This is a genomic window from Janthinobacterium goodfellowi (assembly GCF_051380695.1).
Lineage (GTDB): Bacteria > Pseudomonadota > Gammaproteobacteria > Burkholderiales > Burkholderiaceae_D > Janthinobacterium.
The window spans coordinates 38,879-55,153 of record NZ_JBNYXN010000009.1 but is presented as its reverse complement, the minus strand read 5'-3'; the positions used below and the strand labels follow the sequence as shown (position 1 = coordinate 55,153).

At 63.7% G+C, this 16,275-nt stretch carries 14 protein-coding genes; 6 read left to right on the top strand and 8 right to left on the bottom strand.

The genetic code is table 11. The annotated features are described in order from the left end of the window. Window positions 1-139: 139 nt before the first annotated feature. Together ACQ4WQ_RS26425 and ACQ4WQ_RS26420 are read right to left on the bottom strand one after the other, a co-directional pair. The gene (locus tag ACQ4WQ_RS26425) at window positions 140-1,846 is read right to left on the bottom strand and encodes a methyl-accepting chemotaxis protein (protein ID WP_436501135.1); all 1,707 of its coding nucleotides are present in this window, start codon (window positions 1,844-1,846) and stop codon (window positions 140-142) included. A 206-nt stretch (window positions 1,847-2,052) separates the two neighbouring features. Beyond that, entirely contained in the window at window positions 2,053-2,943 is an 891-nt protein-coding gene (locus ACQ4WQ_RS26420) for a LysR family transcriptional regulator (protein ID WP_436501133.1), read from the bottom strand. A gap of 113 nt (window positions 2,944-3,056) precedes the next feature. Between ACQ4WQ_RS26420 and ACQ4WQ_RS26415 the strand changes: the two genes are divergently transcribed. Together ACQ4WQ_RS26415 and ACQ4WQ_RS26410 are read left to right on the top strand one after the other, a co-directional pair. After that, entirely contained in the window at window positions 3,057-4,253 is a 1,197-nt protein-coding gene (locus ACQ4WQ_RS26415) for a serine hydrolase domain-containing protein (RefSeq protein WP_436501131.1), read from the top strand. Next, the gene (locus tag ACQ4WQ_RS26410; RefSeq protein WP_436501129.1) at window positions 4,250-5,440 is read left to right on the top strand and encodes an MFS transporter; all 1,191 of its coding nucleotides are present in this window, start codon (window positions 4,250-4,252) and stop codon (window positions 5,438-5,440) included. The genes ACQ4WQ_RS26415 and ACQ4WQ_RS26410 overlap by 4 nt, the downstream gene beginning before the upstream one ends. Here ACQ4WQ_RS26410 and ACQ4WQ_RS26405 read toward each other — a convergent pair. The 3 genes from ACQ4WQ_RS26405 to ACQ4WQ_RS26395 form a co-directional block, all read right to left on the bottom strand. After that, window positions 5,405-5,950, bottom strand: coding sequence for a DinB family protein (locus tag ACQ4WQ_RS26405; protein ID WP_436501127.1), 546 nt, complete (start codon window positions 5,948-5,950; stop codon window positions 5,405-5,407). The genes ACQ4WQ_RS26410 and ACQ4WQ_RS26405 overlap by 36 nt on opposite strands. Window positions 5,951-5,981: 31 nt before the next feature. After that, on the bottom strand, window positions 5,982-6,581 hold the full coding sequence (locus ACQ4WQ_RS26400) for a MarC family protein (protein ID WP_070224777.1): 600 nt from the start codon (window positions 6,579-6,581) through the stop codon (window positions 5,982-5,984). A 116-nt stretch (window positions 6,582-6,697) separates the two neighbouring features. Beyond that, entirely contained in the window at window positions 6,698-7,486 is a 789-nt protein-coding gene (locus ACQ4WQ_RS26395; protein WP_436501125.1) for an AraC family transcriptional regulator, read from the bottom strand. A 101-nt stretch (window positions 7,487-7,587) separates the two neighbouring features. Here ACQ4WQ_RS26395 and ACQ4WQ_RS26390 point away from each other — a divergent pair, with 101 nt between their 5' ends. The 3 genes from ACQ4WQ_RS26390 to ACQ4WQ_RS26380 all read left to right on the top strand — a co-directional run bounded on the left by ACQ4WQ_RS26390 (window position 7,588) and on the right by ACQ4WQ_RS26380 (window position 12,231). Continuing rightward, window positions 7,588-8,502 (top strand): DMT family transporter, encoded by a 915-nt coding sequence (locus ACQ4WQ_RS26390; protein ID WP_436501123.1) that lies wholly within the window; start codon window positions 7,588-7,590, stop codon window positions 8,500-8,502. 40 nt (window positions 8,503-8,542) lie between these two features. Then, the gene (locus tag ACQ4WQ_RS26385; protein WP_436501121.1) at window positions 8,543-10,150 is read left to right on the top strand and encodes a toxin-antitoxin system YwqK family antitoxin; all 1,608 of its coding nucleotides are present in this window, start codon (window positions 8,543-8,545) and stop codon (window positions 10,148-10,150) included. Window positions 10,151-10,500: 350 nt separating this feature from the next. Continuing rightward, window positions 10,501-12,231 (top strand): methyl-accepting chemotaxis protein, encoded by a 1,731-nt coding sequence (locus ACQ4WQ_RS26380; protein WP_436501119.1) that lies wholly within the window; start codon window positions 10,501-10,503, stop codon window positions 12,229-12,231. 1 nt (window position 12,232) lies between these two features. On the opposite strand, the gene ACQ4WQ_RS26375 is transcribed toward ACQ4WQ_RS26380, so the two are convergent. Continuing rightward, window positions 12,233-13,384, bottom strand: a complete 1,152-nt coding sequence (locus ACQ4WQ_RS26375; protein WP_436501117.1) for an AI-2E family transporter — start codon at window positions 13,382-13,384, stop codon at window positions 12,233-12,235. A 162-nt stretch (window positions 13,385-13,546) separates the two neighbouring features. Then, entirely contained in the window at window positions 13,547-14,557 is a 1,011-nt protein-coding gene (locus tag ACQ4WQ_RS26370; RefSeq protein ID WP_436501115.1) for a hypothetical protein, read from the bottom strand. A gap of 125 nt (window positions 14,558-14,682) precedes the next feature. Here ACQ4WQ_RS26370 and ACQ4WQ_RS26365 point away from each other — a divergent pair, with 125 nt between their 5' ends. Continuing rightward, window positions 14,683-15,051 (top strand): hypothetical protein, encoded by a 369-nt coding sequence (locus ACQ4WQ_RS26365; protein ID WP_436501113.1) that lies wholly within the window; start codon window positions 14,683-14,685, stop codon window positions 15,049-15,051. Here ACQ4WQ_RS26365 and ACQ4WQ_RS26360 read toward each other — a convergent pair. Further along, a complete protein-coding gene (locus tag ACQ4WQ_RS26360) occupies window positions 15,030-16,091 on the bottom strand; it encodes a GGDEF domain-containing protein (RefSeq protein ID WP_436501111.1) in 1,062 nt (353 codons plus the stop codon). The genes ACQ4WQ_RS26365 and ACQ4WQ_RS26360 overlap by 22 nt on opposite strands. Between the last annotated feature and the right edge of the window lie 184 nt (window positions 16,092-16,275).

The following is a 16,275-nucleotide window of genomic DNA, read 5'->3' as shown; positions in this document are numbered from 1 at the left end:
AAAGCGTATGCGTGCTGCACGTTTTGCACTTTTGTCTATTGCGCGGGCTTTGCCGCAAAAAAAGTGGCGATTGCGGACGAAAAAAAGCCAGGCAGCAACTTCCTGCCTGGCTTTCGTATGGCGAGGATGTTGCTATTAGTTAAAACTCTTCCCATTCGCTCTCGGCGGCGGCATTGCTGCGGCGCGCCGGCGCGGCCGCCACGGCCTTGCGCACGGGCGCGGGCTTGGCCACAGGACGTGCGATGGCGGGCGCCGGCGTGGCTGCGCGCGCTGGGCTCAGCTTGCTTACGCTGGCAACATGGTTACCCGTCTTGAAGAAGCCCACCACGTGCGCCAGCTCGCCCGCCTGTTCCTGCATGCTTTGCGAGGCGGCCGCCGCTTCTTCCACCAGGGCCGCGTTTTGCTGCGTCACTTCATCCATCTGGGCAATGGCCATGTTGATCTGCTCGATGCCGATGGTCTGCTCGTGCGTGGCGGAGGTGATTTCTCCCATGATGTCGGTCACGCGCACGATGCTGTCGACGATGTCGCCCATGGTCTGGCCCGCTTCATTGACGAGGCGCGAACCCGTGTCCACGTTGGCGACGGAGGCGGCGATCAATTCCTTGATTTCTTTCGCTGCGCCGGCAGATCGTTGGGCAAGATTGCGCACTTCCGTGGCCACGACGGCGAAGCCACGGCCCTGTTCGCCCGCGCGCGCCGCTTCCACGGCCGCGTTCAAGGCCAGGATGTTGGTCTGGAAGGCGATGCCGTCGATGACGCCGATGATGTCGACGATCTTCTTCGACGAGTCATTGATGGTGCCCATGGTGTCGACCACTTGCGCGACGATGCTGCCGCCGCGCACGGCCACCTCGGACGCGCTTTTCGCCAGCTGGTTCGCCTGGCGTGCATTGTCCGCATTCTGCTTCACGGTCGAGGTCAGTTCTTCCATCGACGACGCCGTTTCTTCCAGGGAACTCGCCTGTTCTTCCGTGCGCGACGACAGGTCGAGGTTGCCGGCGGCAATTTCGCTCGATGCCGTGGCGATCGCATCCGTGCCATGGCGCACTTGCGCCACCACGCCCAACAGACTGTCGTTCATGGCTTTCAGGGCGCCCAGCAGGCGGCCTGTTTCATCGCTGGAATTGACGACGATGTGCGAAGACAAGTCGCCCGAGGCCACCGTTTCGGCCACGGCCACGGCTGCATTGATGGGGCGGGTGATTGAGCGCGTGATGATCCAGGCAACGAATGCGCCCAGCAGCACGGCCACGCTGCCCAGGATGATCATGGAGGCGCGCGCGCTGGCGCTCAGCGTCTCGGCTTGCGTTGCGGCCTGTGCCGCCTGTTCGCCTTCATACGCGACCAGGCTGTCGAGCGCGCCCAGCACGCGTTTCAGGCTCGGTGCCGCCTGCTGCGTCAAAAAGGCGATCGCTTCTTCCGTCTGGCCCGCGTTGCGCAGCTCGATGACCTTGTTGTTCAGCGGCGCGCCCGCTTTCAGGGCCGCGTCCAGCTCGGCCATCAGCGCCGTTTCCTTGTCCGTCGAGATTTTCTTTTGCAAGGTTTCCTTGGCGGCGCCGTATTTCTTGCGCGCTTCGCCGATCTTCGCCAGTTCCGCCTGCACCAGCGCTTCCGTCGGCGCCACCACCACGCTGGTGATCGCCAGGGTAATGTTGCGCACGTTGTCGCTCATGGTGTTGGCGGCCGCCATCTTGACGTTCTTGTCGGCCACGATGTCGTGGGTGCGTGCGCTCAGTTGTCCCATGGAATACAGGCCGACGAGCAAGACGGCCACCAGCAGGCCGAGGACGACAGCAAACCCGATCCCGAGCCGGGTGCCGATTTTGAATTGTGTGAGTGACATGATTGCTTTCGTGTTGCGGTATGGTGAGGAAACGTCGGACGGGCCGGGACTACGGGTTTGTACGTATGGGCGGCCAGCCTGTAATTGTTCCTCAAAATTCCGCACTGCAATACAAAAACTTGTATCAAGTTAGCGAAAAGTTCAAGAACTGGCAGCAAATGAAATAAGTTGTCGCATGGAAACAACGAGCGCAAGCGCAGGAAACATCAGTGCCCGGGAAACACGTGGGCAGTGAGGAAGTCGATGAAGGCGCGCAGTTTCGGCGTCAGGTGGCGGCTGCTGGGCCACAGGATGCGGAAGGCGCCGTCGTGCCGGCGGTGCGCGTCCAGCACCGGCCGCAAACGGCCCGCCGCCAGCGCCGCGCGCACGGCAAAGTCGGGCAGGGCGGCGATGCCCAGGCCGCTTTCGGCAAAGTGCAGCAGGGTGTCGACGTTGTTACAGTTGAGCACAGTCGGCAAGCCTGCCGCGTGCAGGGTATTCCACTCGGGCAAGGGCCACGCCTCGACCTTGCCGCTGCTGGGAAATTTGTACAGCAGGCAAGTATGGTGCAGCAGGTCGGCCGGCAGCTCCGGCGTGCCGTGCTGCGCCAGGTAGGCGGGCGCGGCCACCAGTTGCAGCTGGAACTGGCCCAGCTGGCGGCTCATCAAACGGCTGTCGGCACTTTCTCCCGCGCGCACGACGGCGTCGTAGCCTTCTTCGATCACGTCGACCCGGCGGTCGCTGAAATCGAGGTCGAGCTCCACCTGCGGATAGGCACGCGCAAAGGCCGCCAGCACGGGGTTGAGCAGGCTGCCCACCAGCGGCAGGCTGACGCGCAGCCTGCCTTGCGGCGCGCTCTTGCTGTTCGATAATTCCAGCTCGGCCGCCTCGATTTCTCCCAGGATGCGCCGGCAGCGCTCGAGAAACACGGTGCCTTCGCTGGTCAGCGCGATGCTGCGCGTGCTGCGGTGAAACAGGCGCACACCGAGGCGTTCTTCCAGCCGCGCGATGCTCTTGCCCACGGCCGAGGCGGAAATACCGAGCACCCGGCCCGCCGCCACGAAACTGCGCATTTCCGCCGCCTGCACGAAGGCCGTGAATCCCGCCAGGTTATCCATGGTTTCCCTTTTGATTGCGGATGCCGGCGTCCGCACAGAGAGAAACTATAGCCTATTTTTCTTTGATCACGTCTGGCTTACCTTGGCAGCCTGATCATTTGAAAGGCTGAGCCATGATGTACAACTTCTCTCCCGCGGCCTTGTCTGCCCGCATCAATCCCTTGCTCGATGCCGTGCTGCAGCAGCAGCGCCTGGCGGGCGCCGTGGTGCTGGTGCGCCACGGCGGCCAGGACGTGTATCGCCGCGCCGCCGGCCACCTGGACCGCGAGGCGGGCACGCTCATGGTGGAAGACGCCGTCTTCCGCCTGGCGTCCGTCAGCAAACCCATCGTCTCCACGGCCGCGCTGGCGCTGGTGGGACAGAACCGCCTGGGGCTGGACGACCCGGTGGCGCGCTGGCTGCCGTACTTCGCGCCACGCCAGCCGGACGGCGCCGTGGCGGCGATGACCGTGCGCCACCTGCTCACGCACACGGCGGGCCTCGACTACGGCTTTTTCCAGCCGCCGGGCGGCGCGTATGCACGGGCGGGGGTGTCGGACGGCATGGATGCGTCCCGTATGTCACTGGAGGACAACCTGCGCCGCCTGGCCACCGTGCCGCTCGCGTCTGCGCCGGGTGAGCGCTGGGCGTATTCGATCGCCACCGACGTGCTGGGCGCCGTGATCGAGCAGGCGTCCGGCATGCCGCTGGCGCACGCCGTGGAACACCTGGTGACGGCGCCGCTGGCCATGCGCGACACGGGTTTTATGGCCACCGACCCGGCGCGCCTGGCCGTCGCCTATGCGGACCGCGCGGCGGGAGAAGCCCGGCCGCGCCGTTTGCGCGATGCGGGGGAAGACCATCTGCCGTTTCTCGAAGGCTTGGCCGGCTTTACTTTGTCGCCGGCAAGGGCGCTCGACGCGCAGGCGTATCCGTCCGGCGGCGCCGGCATGATCGGTTCCGCCCCCGACTTCATGCGCCTGCTGGAAACCCTGCGACTTGGCGGCGCGCCGCTGCTGCCGCCAGCGCTGGCGCGCCAGATGGGAGCAAACCAGACGGGCGGCTTCGAGCTGCCGTTCTGGCCGGGCCGTGGCTTTGGCCTGGGCTTCACGGTCTTGACGGACCCGCTTGCCGCCGCCACGCCGGAATCCACGGGCAGCTGGCGCATGGGCGGCACGTATGGCCACTCGTGGTTTGTCGACCCGGCGCAGGAACTGTCCGTGGTGGCGTTCACGAATACGGCATTGGAGGGCATGGCGGGGCCGTTCGTGACGGAACTGTGCCAGGCGATTTATGGCAGCAAGGAAGCTGGCGCCAAGGAAATGCCATGACGCGCCCGCACCCCATCGTCTTTCTCGCGCTGGGCCTGTTCGGCGTGTATTGCATCGAGTTTGGCGTGGTGGGCATCTTGCCGATGATCATGCAGCGTTACGGCGTGACGGCCGCGCAGGCGGGTTCGCTGGTGAGCCTGTTCGCGCTGGTGATCGCCGTGGGCGGCCCCTTCCTCGTGCTGCTGGCCACGCGCTGGCGCCGCAAGAGCGTGCTGATCGTCTCGCTGCTCGTGTTCGCCCTGGCCAGCGTGGCCTCGGCGTATGCGCCGCGCTTCGGGCTGCTGCTGGCGCTGCGCATCGTGCCGGCCCTGTTCCACCCCGTGTATTTCTCGCTGGCCATGGTGGCCGCCGCCGCCCTGTATCCGCCGCGCGAGGCGTCGCGGGCCGGCGCGCATGCGTTCACGGGTACCAGCATGGGCATGGTGCTGGGCATTCCGCTGACCACCTGGATTGCCGCGCAGGTTGGCTACGAGGCGTCGTTCCTCGCTTGCGCGCTGGTGAATGCGCTGGCGGCGCTGGGTTTGTACCTGTTCTTGCCGGACACGCCGCGCGAAGCGCCGCTGGCGTATGGCCGCCAGCTGGCCGTGCTGCGCAAACCGGCCCTGTGGTTCACCATTGCCGCCGCCGTGCTGGTGTTTGCCGCCATGTTTGCCGTGTATGCGTATGCGGCCGCGTATCTGCAGCAGGTGGCGGGCTTGTCGGCGCGCCAGACGGGGCTGGCGCTGGTGGTGTTCGGCGTGGGCGGCGTGGTCGGCAATCTGTTCGCGGGACGCCAGCTGGGCACGCACGTGCTGCGTACGGTCTTGCTGCAACCCGTGCTGCTGGGGCTGGCTTACTGGCTGCTGTACCGGCATGCGGGCAGCGGCATCGGCTGGGCGGCCCTGGCCGTGTTGCTGCTGTTCTGGGGCGCGGCGCATACGAGCGGACTGATCGTCACGCAAGTGTGGCTCAGCAGCGAAGCGCGCGAGGCGCCCGCGTTTGCCATCGGCGTGTATATCGCCGCCATCAACCTGGGCGTGACGGTGGGCGCACTGGCAGGCGGCATGGCCATCGAGTCCTATGGCATGCCGGGGGCGCTGGCCTGTGGCGCGCTGCTGGGAGCGCTGGCGCTGGCAGCGATTGCCGTGAAAGCATGGCTGTACCGCCTGCCGTCAGTCCTCGATATGGTTAGGGATGCGAAACAGTAAATCCGTGTCGCCGATGTCCACGCCCGCTTGCGACAGCAAGGTGCTGGCCTGGCCCCGGTGGTGCGTCTGGTGGTTGAAGAAATGCATGAGCAGGCTGAAGAATTCGCGCCGGTTCGGCCCCTTGCTGTTGCGGTAATCGAGCAAATGATCGAGGTCTTCTTCGCGGATGGAAGCGGCCCAGTCGATGATGACCTGGTCCAGCCACAGCCGGTGCGCATGCATGGCGGCAAAATCCTCGGCCGCGAACAGCGGCTGCGTCAGCGAGGCGGGCGGCGTGATGGCGCGAATGGGATCGAGCAGGGGGAAACCGGCCGGATGTTTCGCGTAGCGCTGCATCCACAAGGTGTCGCCCACCATAACGTGGTTCAAGGTGGCCAGCAGGGAGCCGAAAAAGGCGCCCCGCTCGCGCTCCAGCTCGCCGGGCGGCAGGCTGGCCGCCGCCGCGTAGACCTTGGCGTTCATCCACTGGTTGTAATCGGCCATCAGGCAAATGTGGGCGCAACGGCTCATGCTGGACTCCTTTAGTGGATGAATGACAATATTAAACGGACTTCAGGAACGCGCGTATGCCGGCCAGCAGCATTTCAATGGCCATCGCCGTCAGGATCAAGCCCATCAGGCGCTCGAACGCCGTCATGACCCTTGGACCGAGCGCCCGCTGCAAGCGTTCGGCGCACAGGAAGACGGCCAGCCAGACGACGGCCACGGCCGTCAATCCCGCCACGTGGGCGATCACTTCATTGACTTCATGCGAGGAAAACAGCAGCACGGTGGCCAGGGCCGACGGGCCGGCCAGCGCGGGGATGGCCAGCGGCACGATGAACGGCTCGCCGCCCATTTCGTGGTCGCTATTGCCTGCGTTGGGCTGCGGAAACACCATGCGCATGGCGATCAGGAACAGGATCACGCCGCCGCCGATGCGCAGCGCCACTTCCGACAATTGCAAGGCGTTCAGGAAATGGCGGCCAAAGAACATAAACAGCAGCAAGATGCCGAAAGCGATCAGGCATTCGCGCACCACGACTTTCCAGCGCCGCTCGATCGGTACCCGTTTCAGGGCGTTGACGAACAGGGAAACGTTGCCGAATGGATCAGTGACGAGCAAAAGCAGGATAAAAGTCTGGAAGAAATTCTGTGTCATGGTGGTGTGATTGAGGTCAACACTGCTGCCAGGATGGGCGCGGTGCGATAAGGCTTGCGATGATAACAAGAGCGGCGCTTATCGCCCACGATTATTGATGCATAGCAGCATTTTTTTTATGCGGCGATGACTTTTGCCTGGTAAAACGCGGTGGGCGTGGTGCCGAAATGCTTTTTGAACATGGCCGTAAACGCGCTCTGGCTCGTGTAGCCATTGTCCATCGCCACGTCGATGACCTTGCCGCCGCGCGCCAATTGCTCCAGCGCCCGCAGCAGCCGCGCCTGTTGGCGCCACTGGCCGAAGCGCATGCCCGTCTGTTTCTGGAACAAACGGTGCAGGCTGCGCTCGGTGATCGCCAGTTCCTGCGCCCAGTGCGCCACCGTCAGCTGCTCGCCCGGTTGTTCCATCAGCCGCGCGCAGATGCCGCGCAGGCGCGCATCCACGGGTAACGGCAGATACAGGGGCAGCACGGGCAGGCTGTTTAGTTCGTGCAACAGCAATTGCAGCAAATGCCAGTCGCGGCTGCCTTCCGTAAAATCGGGCGCGATGTCGACGGCCGCCACGATCAATTGCCGCAGCAGGGGGCTGATGTCGAGCACGCAGCTGTGGCGCGGCAGCAGCGGGGAGCTGGCGCAGTCGATGAAGACCGTGCGCATTTTCACGGCGCCGCTCATGCGCACCTGATGCGCGATGCCGGGTTGCAGCCACACGCCGCGCGTGGGCGGCACCACCCAGCGCCCGCCCTGCGCCTCGATGGTCATCACGCCCTCGATGGCATACAGCAATTGCGCATGCGTGTGGCGGTGCACGGAAATCACGTGGCCATGCGCATAGTCGACGGCCAGCGCCATGGCGCGCGCCGTGACGGGCAGCAATTCCTGAAAGGCGGGGGAGGAACAATCCATGAAAACGGGTCAGTTTTGCGATAGGTGTGGACATCTTAGCGCGAGAAGGCGCCGCGTGCCTGCGGCATGATGAATACCCGCAATTATTTATGGAGTTCCGCATGCCTGTGCGCGCCTATCTGTATCCGTTTCTCGCCATGCTGCTGTGGGCCGGCAACGTCGTCGTCTCCAAGCTGGCCGCGTCCAGCATCGCCCCCACGGCCATCACCTTTTACCGCCTGGTGCTGGTCTTGCTGGTGATGACGCCGTTTATCGCCCGCCCGCTGTGGCGCAACCGCGCCGCTATCCGCCGCCAGTGGTGGCAGCTGGCGCTGTGCGGCGTGATGTCGATGGCGCTGTTCCAGAGCCTGTCCTACCGCGCCGCCGAATCGACGACGGCGACGAACATGGCCATCGTCACGGCGCTGGCGCCGCTGATGACGGCCCTGCTCAGCGTGCTGCTGCTGGGCGAGCGCCTGACGGTGGGCATGGCGGCCGGCGGCGTGCTGTCGTTTGGCGGCTTGCTGTACCTGGTGGGACGCGGCGACGTGCTGGCCTTGCTGCATCAAGGCGTGCATGCGGGCGATGCGCTGATGCTGCTGGCCTGCCTGAGCTTTGCCCTGTACGGCGTGTTGCTGCGCCGCTGGCGTTTGTCCATTCCCGCCTGGCAAGCTATTTATTGCCAGGCGCTGGCGGCCCTGGCGTGCATGCTGCCGCTGTTCCTGCTGCTGCCGCCCGGCAGCGCCAGGCTGGACGCCACCACCTTGCCCTTGATCGGCTATGCGGGTATCGGCTCGTCCATCGTGCTGTCCTACCTGTGGATCGAAGGCGTCAAATTGCTGGGGCCGAACCGCTGCAGCATCTACGTCAACCTGCTGCCCCTGCTGACGGCCTTGCTGGCCATCGTCTGGCTGCATGAAAGCATGCATGTGTACCACCTGGTCGGCGGCGGCATCTCGCTGCTGGGCGTGCTGCTGGCGCAGACGGTGCAGCGCCCCCTGTTTGGCCGGCGTGCTGGGGTGTCGGGCCTTGCCTAAATGGCCATGCATAATGGCGGCTTTCGGCAGTGGAGTTGGCATGCGACAAACATTTTGGATGAGCACGATGGCGGCGCTGCTGGCGCTGGGCGCCCTGGCGCCAGTACAGGCGGCGCGTTTCTATGAAGGCGTGCCCATGGCCACCGCCAGCGCCGTCGAGCGCCGCGATGGCGGCGTGGTGCTGGCCTTCCTGCGGGAAAATGGCGAAGTCAACGGCTATTACTGCCAGTGCAATGGCATCAGCGAGAAACGCATGAACCTGGACAAGTATGGCCAGGCCAGCATCGAGGCCGTGTTCCAGCTTGACCTCGACAGCGAAGGCGAAACCACGTTCGTGCTCAGCCGCAACGGTGGTCAGTATGGCTTGCACGCCTACCGCTACGAGCGCAGCGGCGGCAGGATGTTCAAGGTCGCCACCCTGCAGCCTGCGCTGGACGCCATCGTGCGCGGCGCGAGGGTCATGGACGAGGCGCGGGTGCACGCGGCGCTGACCTCCCTGCAACTGATCGATTACAGCATCGCTTACGCGCCCACGGGCGTGGCCGGGTTCGACACCATCGAGCATGCGCACGGCACGCTGATCGGCTATTTCAATATCGATGGCGAGTTACTGCCGGGCAAACCGGAAGATGCCCCCGCGTTTGCCTATAAAAAGACGTACCAGGAAAAAGATGGTCGTTATCTGACCGTCACCTATCTTCTGGGCAAGGGCTGGGAAGGGGGCCGCGCGCCCAGCTACCATATCAAATGGATCACCTGGGAAACGCAGCCGCAGCGCTTTGCCGCCAGCCAGGATGGGCCATTCATCGAGTACGACGTCAATTGCTGCGTGGGCAGCGTGTTTGCCCGCGGCCTGTATGCGCAGGGCAAGCGCACCGGCGTATGGCACTTCGAGGAGCCGAATACCATCCGCTCGTCCGGCGCCTTTATCGACGACAAGGCCGAGGGACCATGGACGTATGCCAGCGGCGATGAAACGACGACGGGACTGATGGTCAAGGGCCAGCGCACAGGGCGCTGGGAAGTGAGTCCGGGGGTGGCCGAATGGCGCGCAGCGGACATGCACAGCTTCACCGGTTACGACCATTTCGTGAAAGACCGCCTGGACGGCCCCAGCGAGCGCCGCGCCGGCGGCGTGGTGCAATGGCAGGGCAACTATGTGAACGGCAAGAAGCAGGGCCAGTGGGTCGAACCCGGTGGCGGCGGCCTGTATGTCGATGACGTCAGACAGGGGCCGTGGAAGAAGGCGACGCCGGACGGCGGCTGGCAAGTGTTGACGATGATCGACGGCAAGCCCGATGGCAAGCTGGAGCAGCATGCGCCCGGCGGCCAGCTGGAACTGGTCGAGCATTACCGCCTCGGTGTGCTTGATGGCACGATGGAAAGTTTTTATCCGGATGGCAAGCGGCGTTACCAGGGCACGTTTGCCGACGGCAAGCGCGATGGTGCGGAAGCCCTGTTCTATCCCGATGGCGAACTGCCGCAATTTCACCGCAACTGGAGCCAGGGCGTGCTGCATGGCGTCAATATCGAACATTTCCAGAACGGCAAGCCGAAGCAGATCGGCGCCTACAATATGGGCCGGAAAACGGGCCGCTTCCAGTATTTTCGCGACGATGGCCAGCTCATCGAAGAAACCATGTATTAACTTGTTGACTAGCATAAATGGCATTCCCACGCGACCGCGCACGGCAGCGGAATGCCAGTTCTGCGCAAAAAACATCATCGGCTTGTTACAAAGCGTGAAAATTCCAGACGGATGTTGCTACTGGTAATCTTTCCCTGTATCTTGCAGTCAGGAAATTAAAAGTACGGGAAACCTCAACCTCGTTGCCCTGTATTGCACTCCTGACGATATGCGCGGGCCGCCTTCCCCCCTGCCGCCGCACACGCCGTATCGACCTGTCCTGAACAATTCACGTGACCCGCCCATCTGGCGTTTGCCGCTATTCCACTCGGTTGGCGGTGGCACGGTCGCGCCCTTACCAAGGAAATTGCATGCTGTCGAATATAACAATAAAAATGCGCCTGATTGCCACCATGAGTGTGCTGGGTTTGCTGATCGCCTTGCTGGGCGTCATGAGTATCATCAGCCTGAAATCGGCCAACAACAGTCTCAACGAGGTCTACAGCAATCAGCTGGCCTCGACGCAGGCGATCGGCGAATCGCAAATTGCCCTGGGCCGTGCCCGTTTCACGATGGACCGCGTGATGGTGCACCCGGATGCGCCCGATGCCAAGGATACCCTAGCCCGCGCCGAACAATTCCTGGAAGCTTCGAACAAGTCCTGGAAAGTGTACCTGGGCTTGCCGCAAAGCGCGGACGAAAAGCGCCTGTCCGACGACATGGACAAGAAGCGCAGCGATTACATGAACAATGGCGTGCTGGTCATGAGCAAGGCTTTGCGTGAAGGCAACGTCGAACAGGCGGACGCTTTGATGATGAAAGGGCTGACGCCGCTGTACCGCACCCTGGACCAGGCTGCTGAAACCTTGACGCAATACCAGGCCACTTCGGCCGCCAAGATGTATGAGGAAAGCCAGTCCAGCTACCACACCCAGGTGACCATGGCCATCGGCGGCATGATCGTCGGCGCCTTGCTGACCATTATTTCCAGCATCTTGCTGCTGCGCGCCATCTTTGGCCCGCTGGACCAGGCCCTGCGCCATTTCGGCGCCATTTCCGACGGCAACCTGGCCAACGACATCGTTATCACGCGCAACGATGAGATGGGCGCCTTGCTGACGGGCTTGCAGAAAATGCAGGAACGCCTGTCGACCACCGTGCGCGGCGTGCGCGACGGCAGCGGCGCCATCGCCACGGCCAGCAATGAAATCGCCTCGGGCAACCTGGATCTGTCGAGCCGCACGGAACAGCAAGCGTCGAGCCTGGAAGAAACGGCCTCGTCGCTGGAAGAGCTGACTTCGACCGTCAAGCAGAACTCGGACAATGCGCGCCAGGCCAACCAGCTGGCCGTCTCCGCATCGGACGTGGCGGTGAAAGGTGGCGCACTGGTGGCGCAAGTGGTCGATACCATGGGTACCATCAGCGAATCGTCGAAAAAGATTGCCGACATCATCGGCGTGATCGACGGCATCGCCTTCCAGACCAACATCCTGGCCCTGAACGCGGCCGTGGAAGCGGCCCGCGCGGGCGAGCAGGGCCGTGGCTTTGCCGTCGTCGCCACGGAAGTGCGCAACCTGGCGCACCGCTCGGCTTCCGCCGCCAAGGACATCAAGATGCTGATCGAAGCGTCGGTGCAGAACGTGGGCGCCGGCAGCGCGCTGGTCAGCCAGACGGGCACGACGATGGACGAGATCGTGTCCAGCATCCGCCGCGTGACGGACATCATGGGCGAAATCAGCGCCGCCGGCCGCGAACAGGAACTGGGCATCGGCCAGATCAACCAGGCCGTGGCGGAGATGGATACCGTGACGCAACAGAATGCGGCGCTGGTGGAAGAAGCGGCAGCCGCCTCGGAAGCGATGCAGGAACAGGCGGCGGCGCTGGCCGAGATGGTCAGCATCTTCAAGCTTGACGCCAACCACAGCGGTCCGGCAGCGGCCAAGCCTGTCTTGCGCAAGCCTGTCGTGGCCGCCGCCAGCACGGCCTTGAAACGCCCGGCGTTGCGCCTGGCGCCAAGCCGCGCTGCCGCGGCAGCCGCTCCCGCCCAGCCACGTGCTGCCAAGCCCGCCGCAGACAATAGCGGCGAGTGGGAAGAGTTCTAAGTTACTGCGCCGGCAGGGTGGCCTTGCTGCCCTGTTCCTGCAATCGCGCCGCCTCGGCCAGGGCCTGGGCGCGCGCTTCTTCCGCCGCCTGTTCCGCTTTCTCCAGTGCATCGTGGCGCGCCTGCAAGGCTGCCCGCGCACGCACGAAGACGATCTTGATGGCCGCCATCACGGGCACGGACAGGAAGATGCCGACCACGCCACCCAATTGGTCTCCGGCCAGCAAGCCGACGATCACCATCAGCGGGCTCACTTCCACGCCTTCGCTCATCAGGTATGGGTTGACCACGTAATCCTGGAACAAACGGTAGGCGGCGATAAAGCCGATCAGCCAGAACACGTGTTCGAAACCGCTGAAACCGGCCACGACCACGGCGATGACGGCCGCCGCCAGCGGACCGGCAAACGGGATGAATTCCAGCAAGGCGGCCGCGCCGGCCAGCAGCAGGCTGTACGGCACGCCCATCAGGGAAAAGGCGATGCTGTAGGACACAAACGTGGCGATCGACAACAGCAGCAGGGCGCGCACATAGCGCGACAGCAGGATGTCGAGGTCATCGATGATGGCGCCCCAGAGTTTCTTGTTCGGGCGGTTCAGCAGGGACAGCAAGCCGTCGCGCATGTCCGGGCCTTCCTTGATCAGCAAAAAGCTCAGCACGGGCACCAGCACCAGATAGATCAGGTTGCTTGCCGCATGCATGACGGTCAAGCCCAGTTCCTTCGCCAGCGGCATGGCTTGTCCCGTACCGCTGCTCAGCTGCGTCTGCATGAACGACAGCAGGCGCGCGCGCAACGGTTCCATGAATTCCGGCAACGGGATGCGCTCGGCAAAATTATTCCCTTTGAGCAAGGTCGGCAACTGATCGCTGAGCTTGATCGCCTCTTCCTCGATGCGCGACCCGAAGATGGACCCCAGCACCGCCACCAGCAAGATCACCACGAGGAAGACGATGCCGATGGCGGCCGTGCGCGGCAGGCGTTTCGGGCCATACCGCTCCAGCAGCCCGATCAGCGGATACACGAGGTAGCTGAAGAAAATGGCAAAGACCACCACGATCAGGGTCGAGGAGACCTTGTAGGTAAGAAATAGCAGGAAGGCGATGAGGAAAGCCGTCCACACCATCTTGGCGACGCGCAAGTTAAAACCGAACATATGAATTCCTTAGGGCAGGATGCTACGCAAGCGTGGCTGGCTTGAAGGGCTGGGTGGGCAAGGCAGGGATCGGGCCGCGCCGCACGGCTGGAAATCATACCGCAAAATGCCAAAATGCCATGCTCTTGTGCGTAATGGCAATGCTTTCCCTGTTCGCCTTCCTTATTTTGTCCGCCAACTGGCCACGGTGATGAACACGCTGTCTTTCTTCTCCGGTTCGCGCAAGGTCACCGTGTAGCGGCCGCTCGGATCGCTGCCGGTGAACACGACCTTGTCGTCATGCCCCTGCACTTGCGCGCCCTTGGCCAGCTTGGCATAGGTGTTGAGTATCCAGTGGAAGTCGGCATAGCTGCGCAGGGTGATGCTGACATCGGGCAGGGGCTCGTCGCCGGCCTCGGCCGCTTCCGTGGGCGTGCGCATGGGCAATCCGGCCAGGCCCGCCGGTGCGATGAGCTTGCCGCCGCTGGAACTGCCGGTCAATTCCGCGTCCGGCAGCAGCAGGTGCTGCAAGCTGGCGGGAAAGCCGGGTGGCACGTCGCGCGCTTCCCAGCCGGGCTGGCCGGGGCGGGTCGTGATGTATTCCACCGCAGCAATGCTTTGCCGCTGTCCTGGCGCGGCCTGTGCCAGCATGGCCGGCAGCTGCCGCGCCCACACGAGCAGCGGCGCGGCCGATTCGTCGTCCGTGCCCGGCGGCAGGAACACCGTCAGCACGGCGTGGGTGGGCGGCAGGCAGGCGGGGACGGCGTCGCCGATGGCGGCCTGGCAATGGCCGTTGACGAGGCCCAGGGCCAGCAGCTTGCGTTGCGGGTCGAACAGCATGGCGGCGCGCCGTACGCCGTGCGTGCCGGCATCGATGGAGGCCAGCACCGAGCGTCCGTCGGGCAGCATGGTGCGCTGGATGTGTTCCAGTGAGCGCATGCTGTCGAGTACCTGCAGCGCGATCAGGGTATCGCCCTGCGTATAGCTGCCGCGCGCATAACCGAGCAGCCGGAAGACGTCGGCGCGGATTTGCGGATGCTCGTTCAGGCTGAGCGGCGGCGACGGCACGGAGACGGGCACGGTGGCGGCCACGAAGGCGGCGTCTTCGGTCGCTTGCGTTTGCGCCAGCGCAAACGGTGACGTGCCCAGAGCCGCGCACAGCGACAGCAGGGGATAAATGAGGCGTATGTTCAATGGCAATCCTGGTCGAGACGCCATGCCGATCCGGTTGCCGGCATGCGCGCGCCGCGATCTTAGCATTTCAGGAATGAAACGCTTTCTGCTAAGCTTGGCTATTGAATCACTGTTTCCCCGTTGTCATGGCCCAGATCACCATTTCCTGCAGTATTCCCGTCGATGATGCAGAAGTGACCGAGTTCTTGCACAAGTACCTGGGCCGCTCGCGCGTCGGCACGGCCAGGATGTTGCGCATGGGGGAGAAGGGTTGTTTCTACACCGGCTCCTTGTACACGGACGAGCATGCCAAGGTAAGCCGTCTGATCCGCCGCATGCTGGCCTTCTTTGAGAGCAAGAACATTCCTTTGACCATTCTCAAGATCGGCGCGCAGGACAGCTGGTACGAGGGGGACCCCGAGCAGCGCGACCCCTGGAAGATTGCGCCGCCAGCCTTGCTGGCGCTGCTCGATGCGGCGCCGGACGCCGGCGTTCAGGCGGCGTTGAGCACGTAGCGGTTCTTGCCGTTCTTCTTGGCCAGGTACAGGGATTCGTCGGCGCGCCGGTAGCTGTGCGACAAGTCGACTTCCTTGAGCAATTCCGCGACGCCGATGCTGACGGACACCTTGCGTTCCGGCACGAAAGCCGCCTCGACGGCATCGACCAGCTGCGCGGCAAAGGCGCAGGCCGCGTTCTTTTCGCCCAGGTAAATGACGGCGAACTCTTCGCCGCCCAGGCGGCCGCACAGGTGTTCGCCCGACAGCCCCGCGATCACCTCGGCGATCCTTTTCAGCACTTCATCGCCCACGTCATGGCCGTGCACGTCGTTGATCTGCTTGAAGTCGTCGATGTCGATCATCAGGAAATATGCGGTCGTGCGCGCCGTGCGCTGCAGGACGCGGGCGCTTTGCGTAAACATGCGGCGGTTGTTAAGCCCGGTCAAACCATCCTTGTAGGCCATCGTCGCTAGTTCGCGCTGGGCGCGGTAGTTGTGGATGCGCAAGACGAGAAAATAGATGTTCAGCGCCAGGCCGATGATCACGCTGATGGTGACGGCCAGCACGGGCCAATGCTGGTCGGCCTGGCCTGCATGCACGGGAAACTGCCCCAGCCCCAGGATGGCCCACACGCCCAGCGATACGCCCAGGTAATACGCGATGCCGCTGAAGATGGGCGCCGTCGTCAGGGTGATCATCACGCCCAGCGGCAATACCCAGAAAGCGGGGTCTTCCGTGCCCAGCATCAGCACGCGAAAGCTGAAACCGATGAACAGCACGCTGATGGTGCCGCTGGCGATAATCGCCTGCAAGGACTTCGCATACACGGTCAGCAGCAGCCCGACCAGCATGCCCGTCACGCCCAGCGCCGCCTGCGCATGGTCGAGCGAGGTATGTGTCAAGGTCAGGCTGAACGTGACCAGCCAGCAAGCCAGGCCAAACGTCAGGATGGCTATCGAAATGAAATGCAGTTCCTTGAAAAAGCGCTGCTGCTGCTCCCGTTCTCCTGAAAAGAACAGGTAATAGAAGGCAGGCGACAGGCTGCGCGAAGTGAACATTGCATTTGTCCAGAGACAACACGCCTTGCGGCAGGGGCGCCTCCCGGCAACGGCAGGCGGCATGGCGCGCGTACAAAATTAGTTGCGCTCAGGAACTAGTGTACTGGTTTCTTGGGGGCAGTGGTGATATGGGCGAGGAAATTGGCGGCCACTGTCCTGCCGCCGCCACAGTCGCTTCCACTCC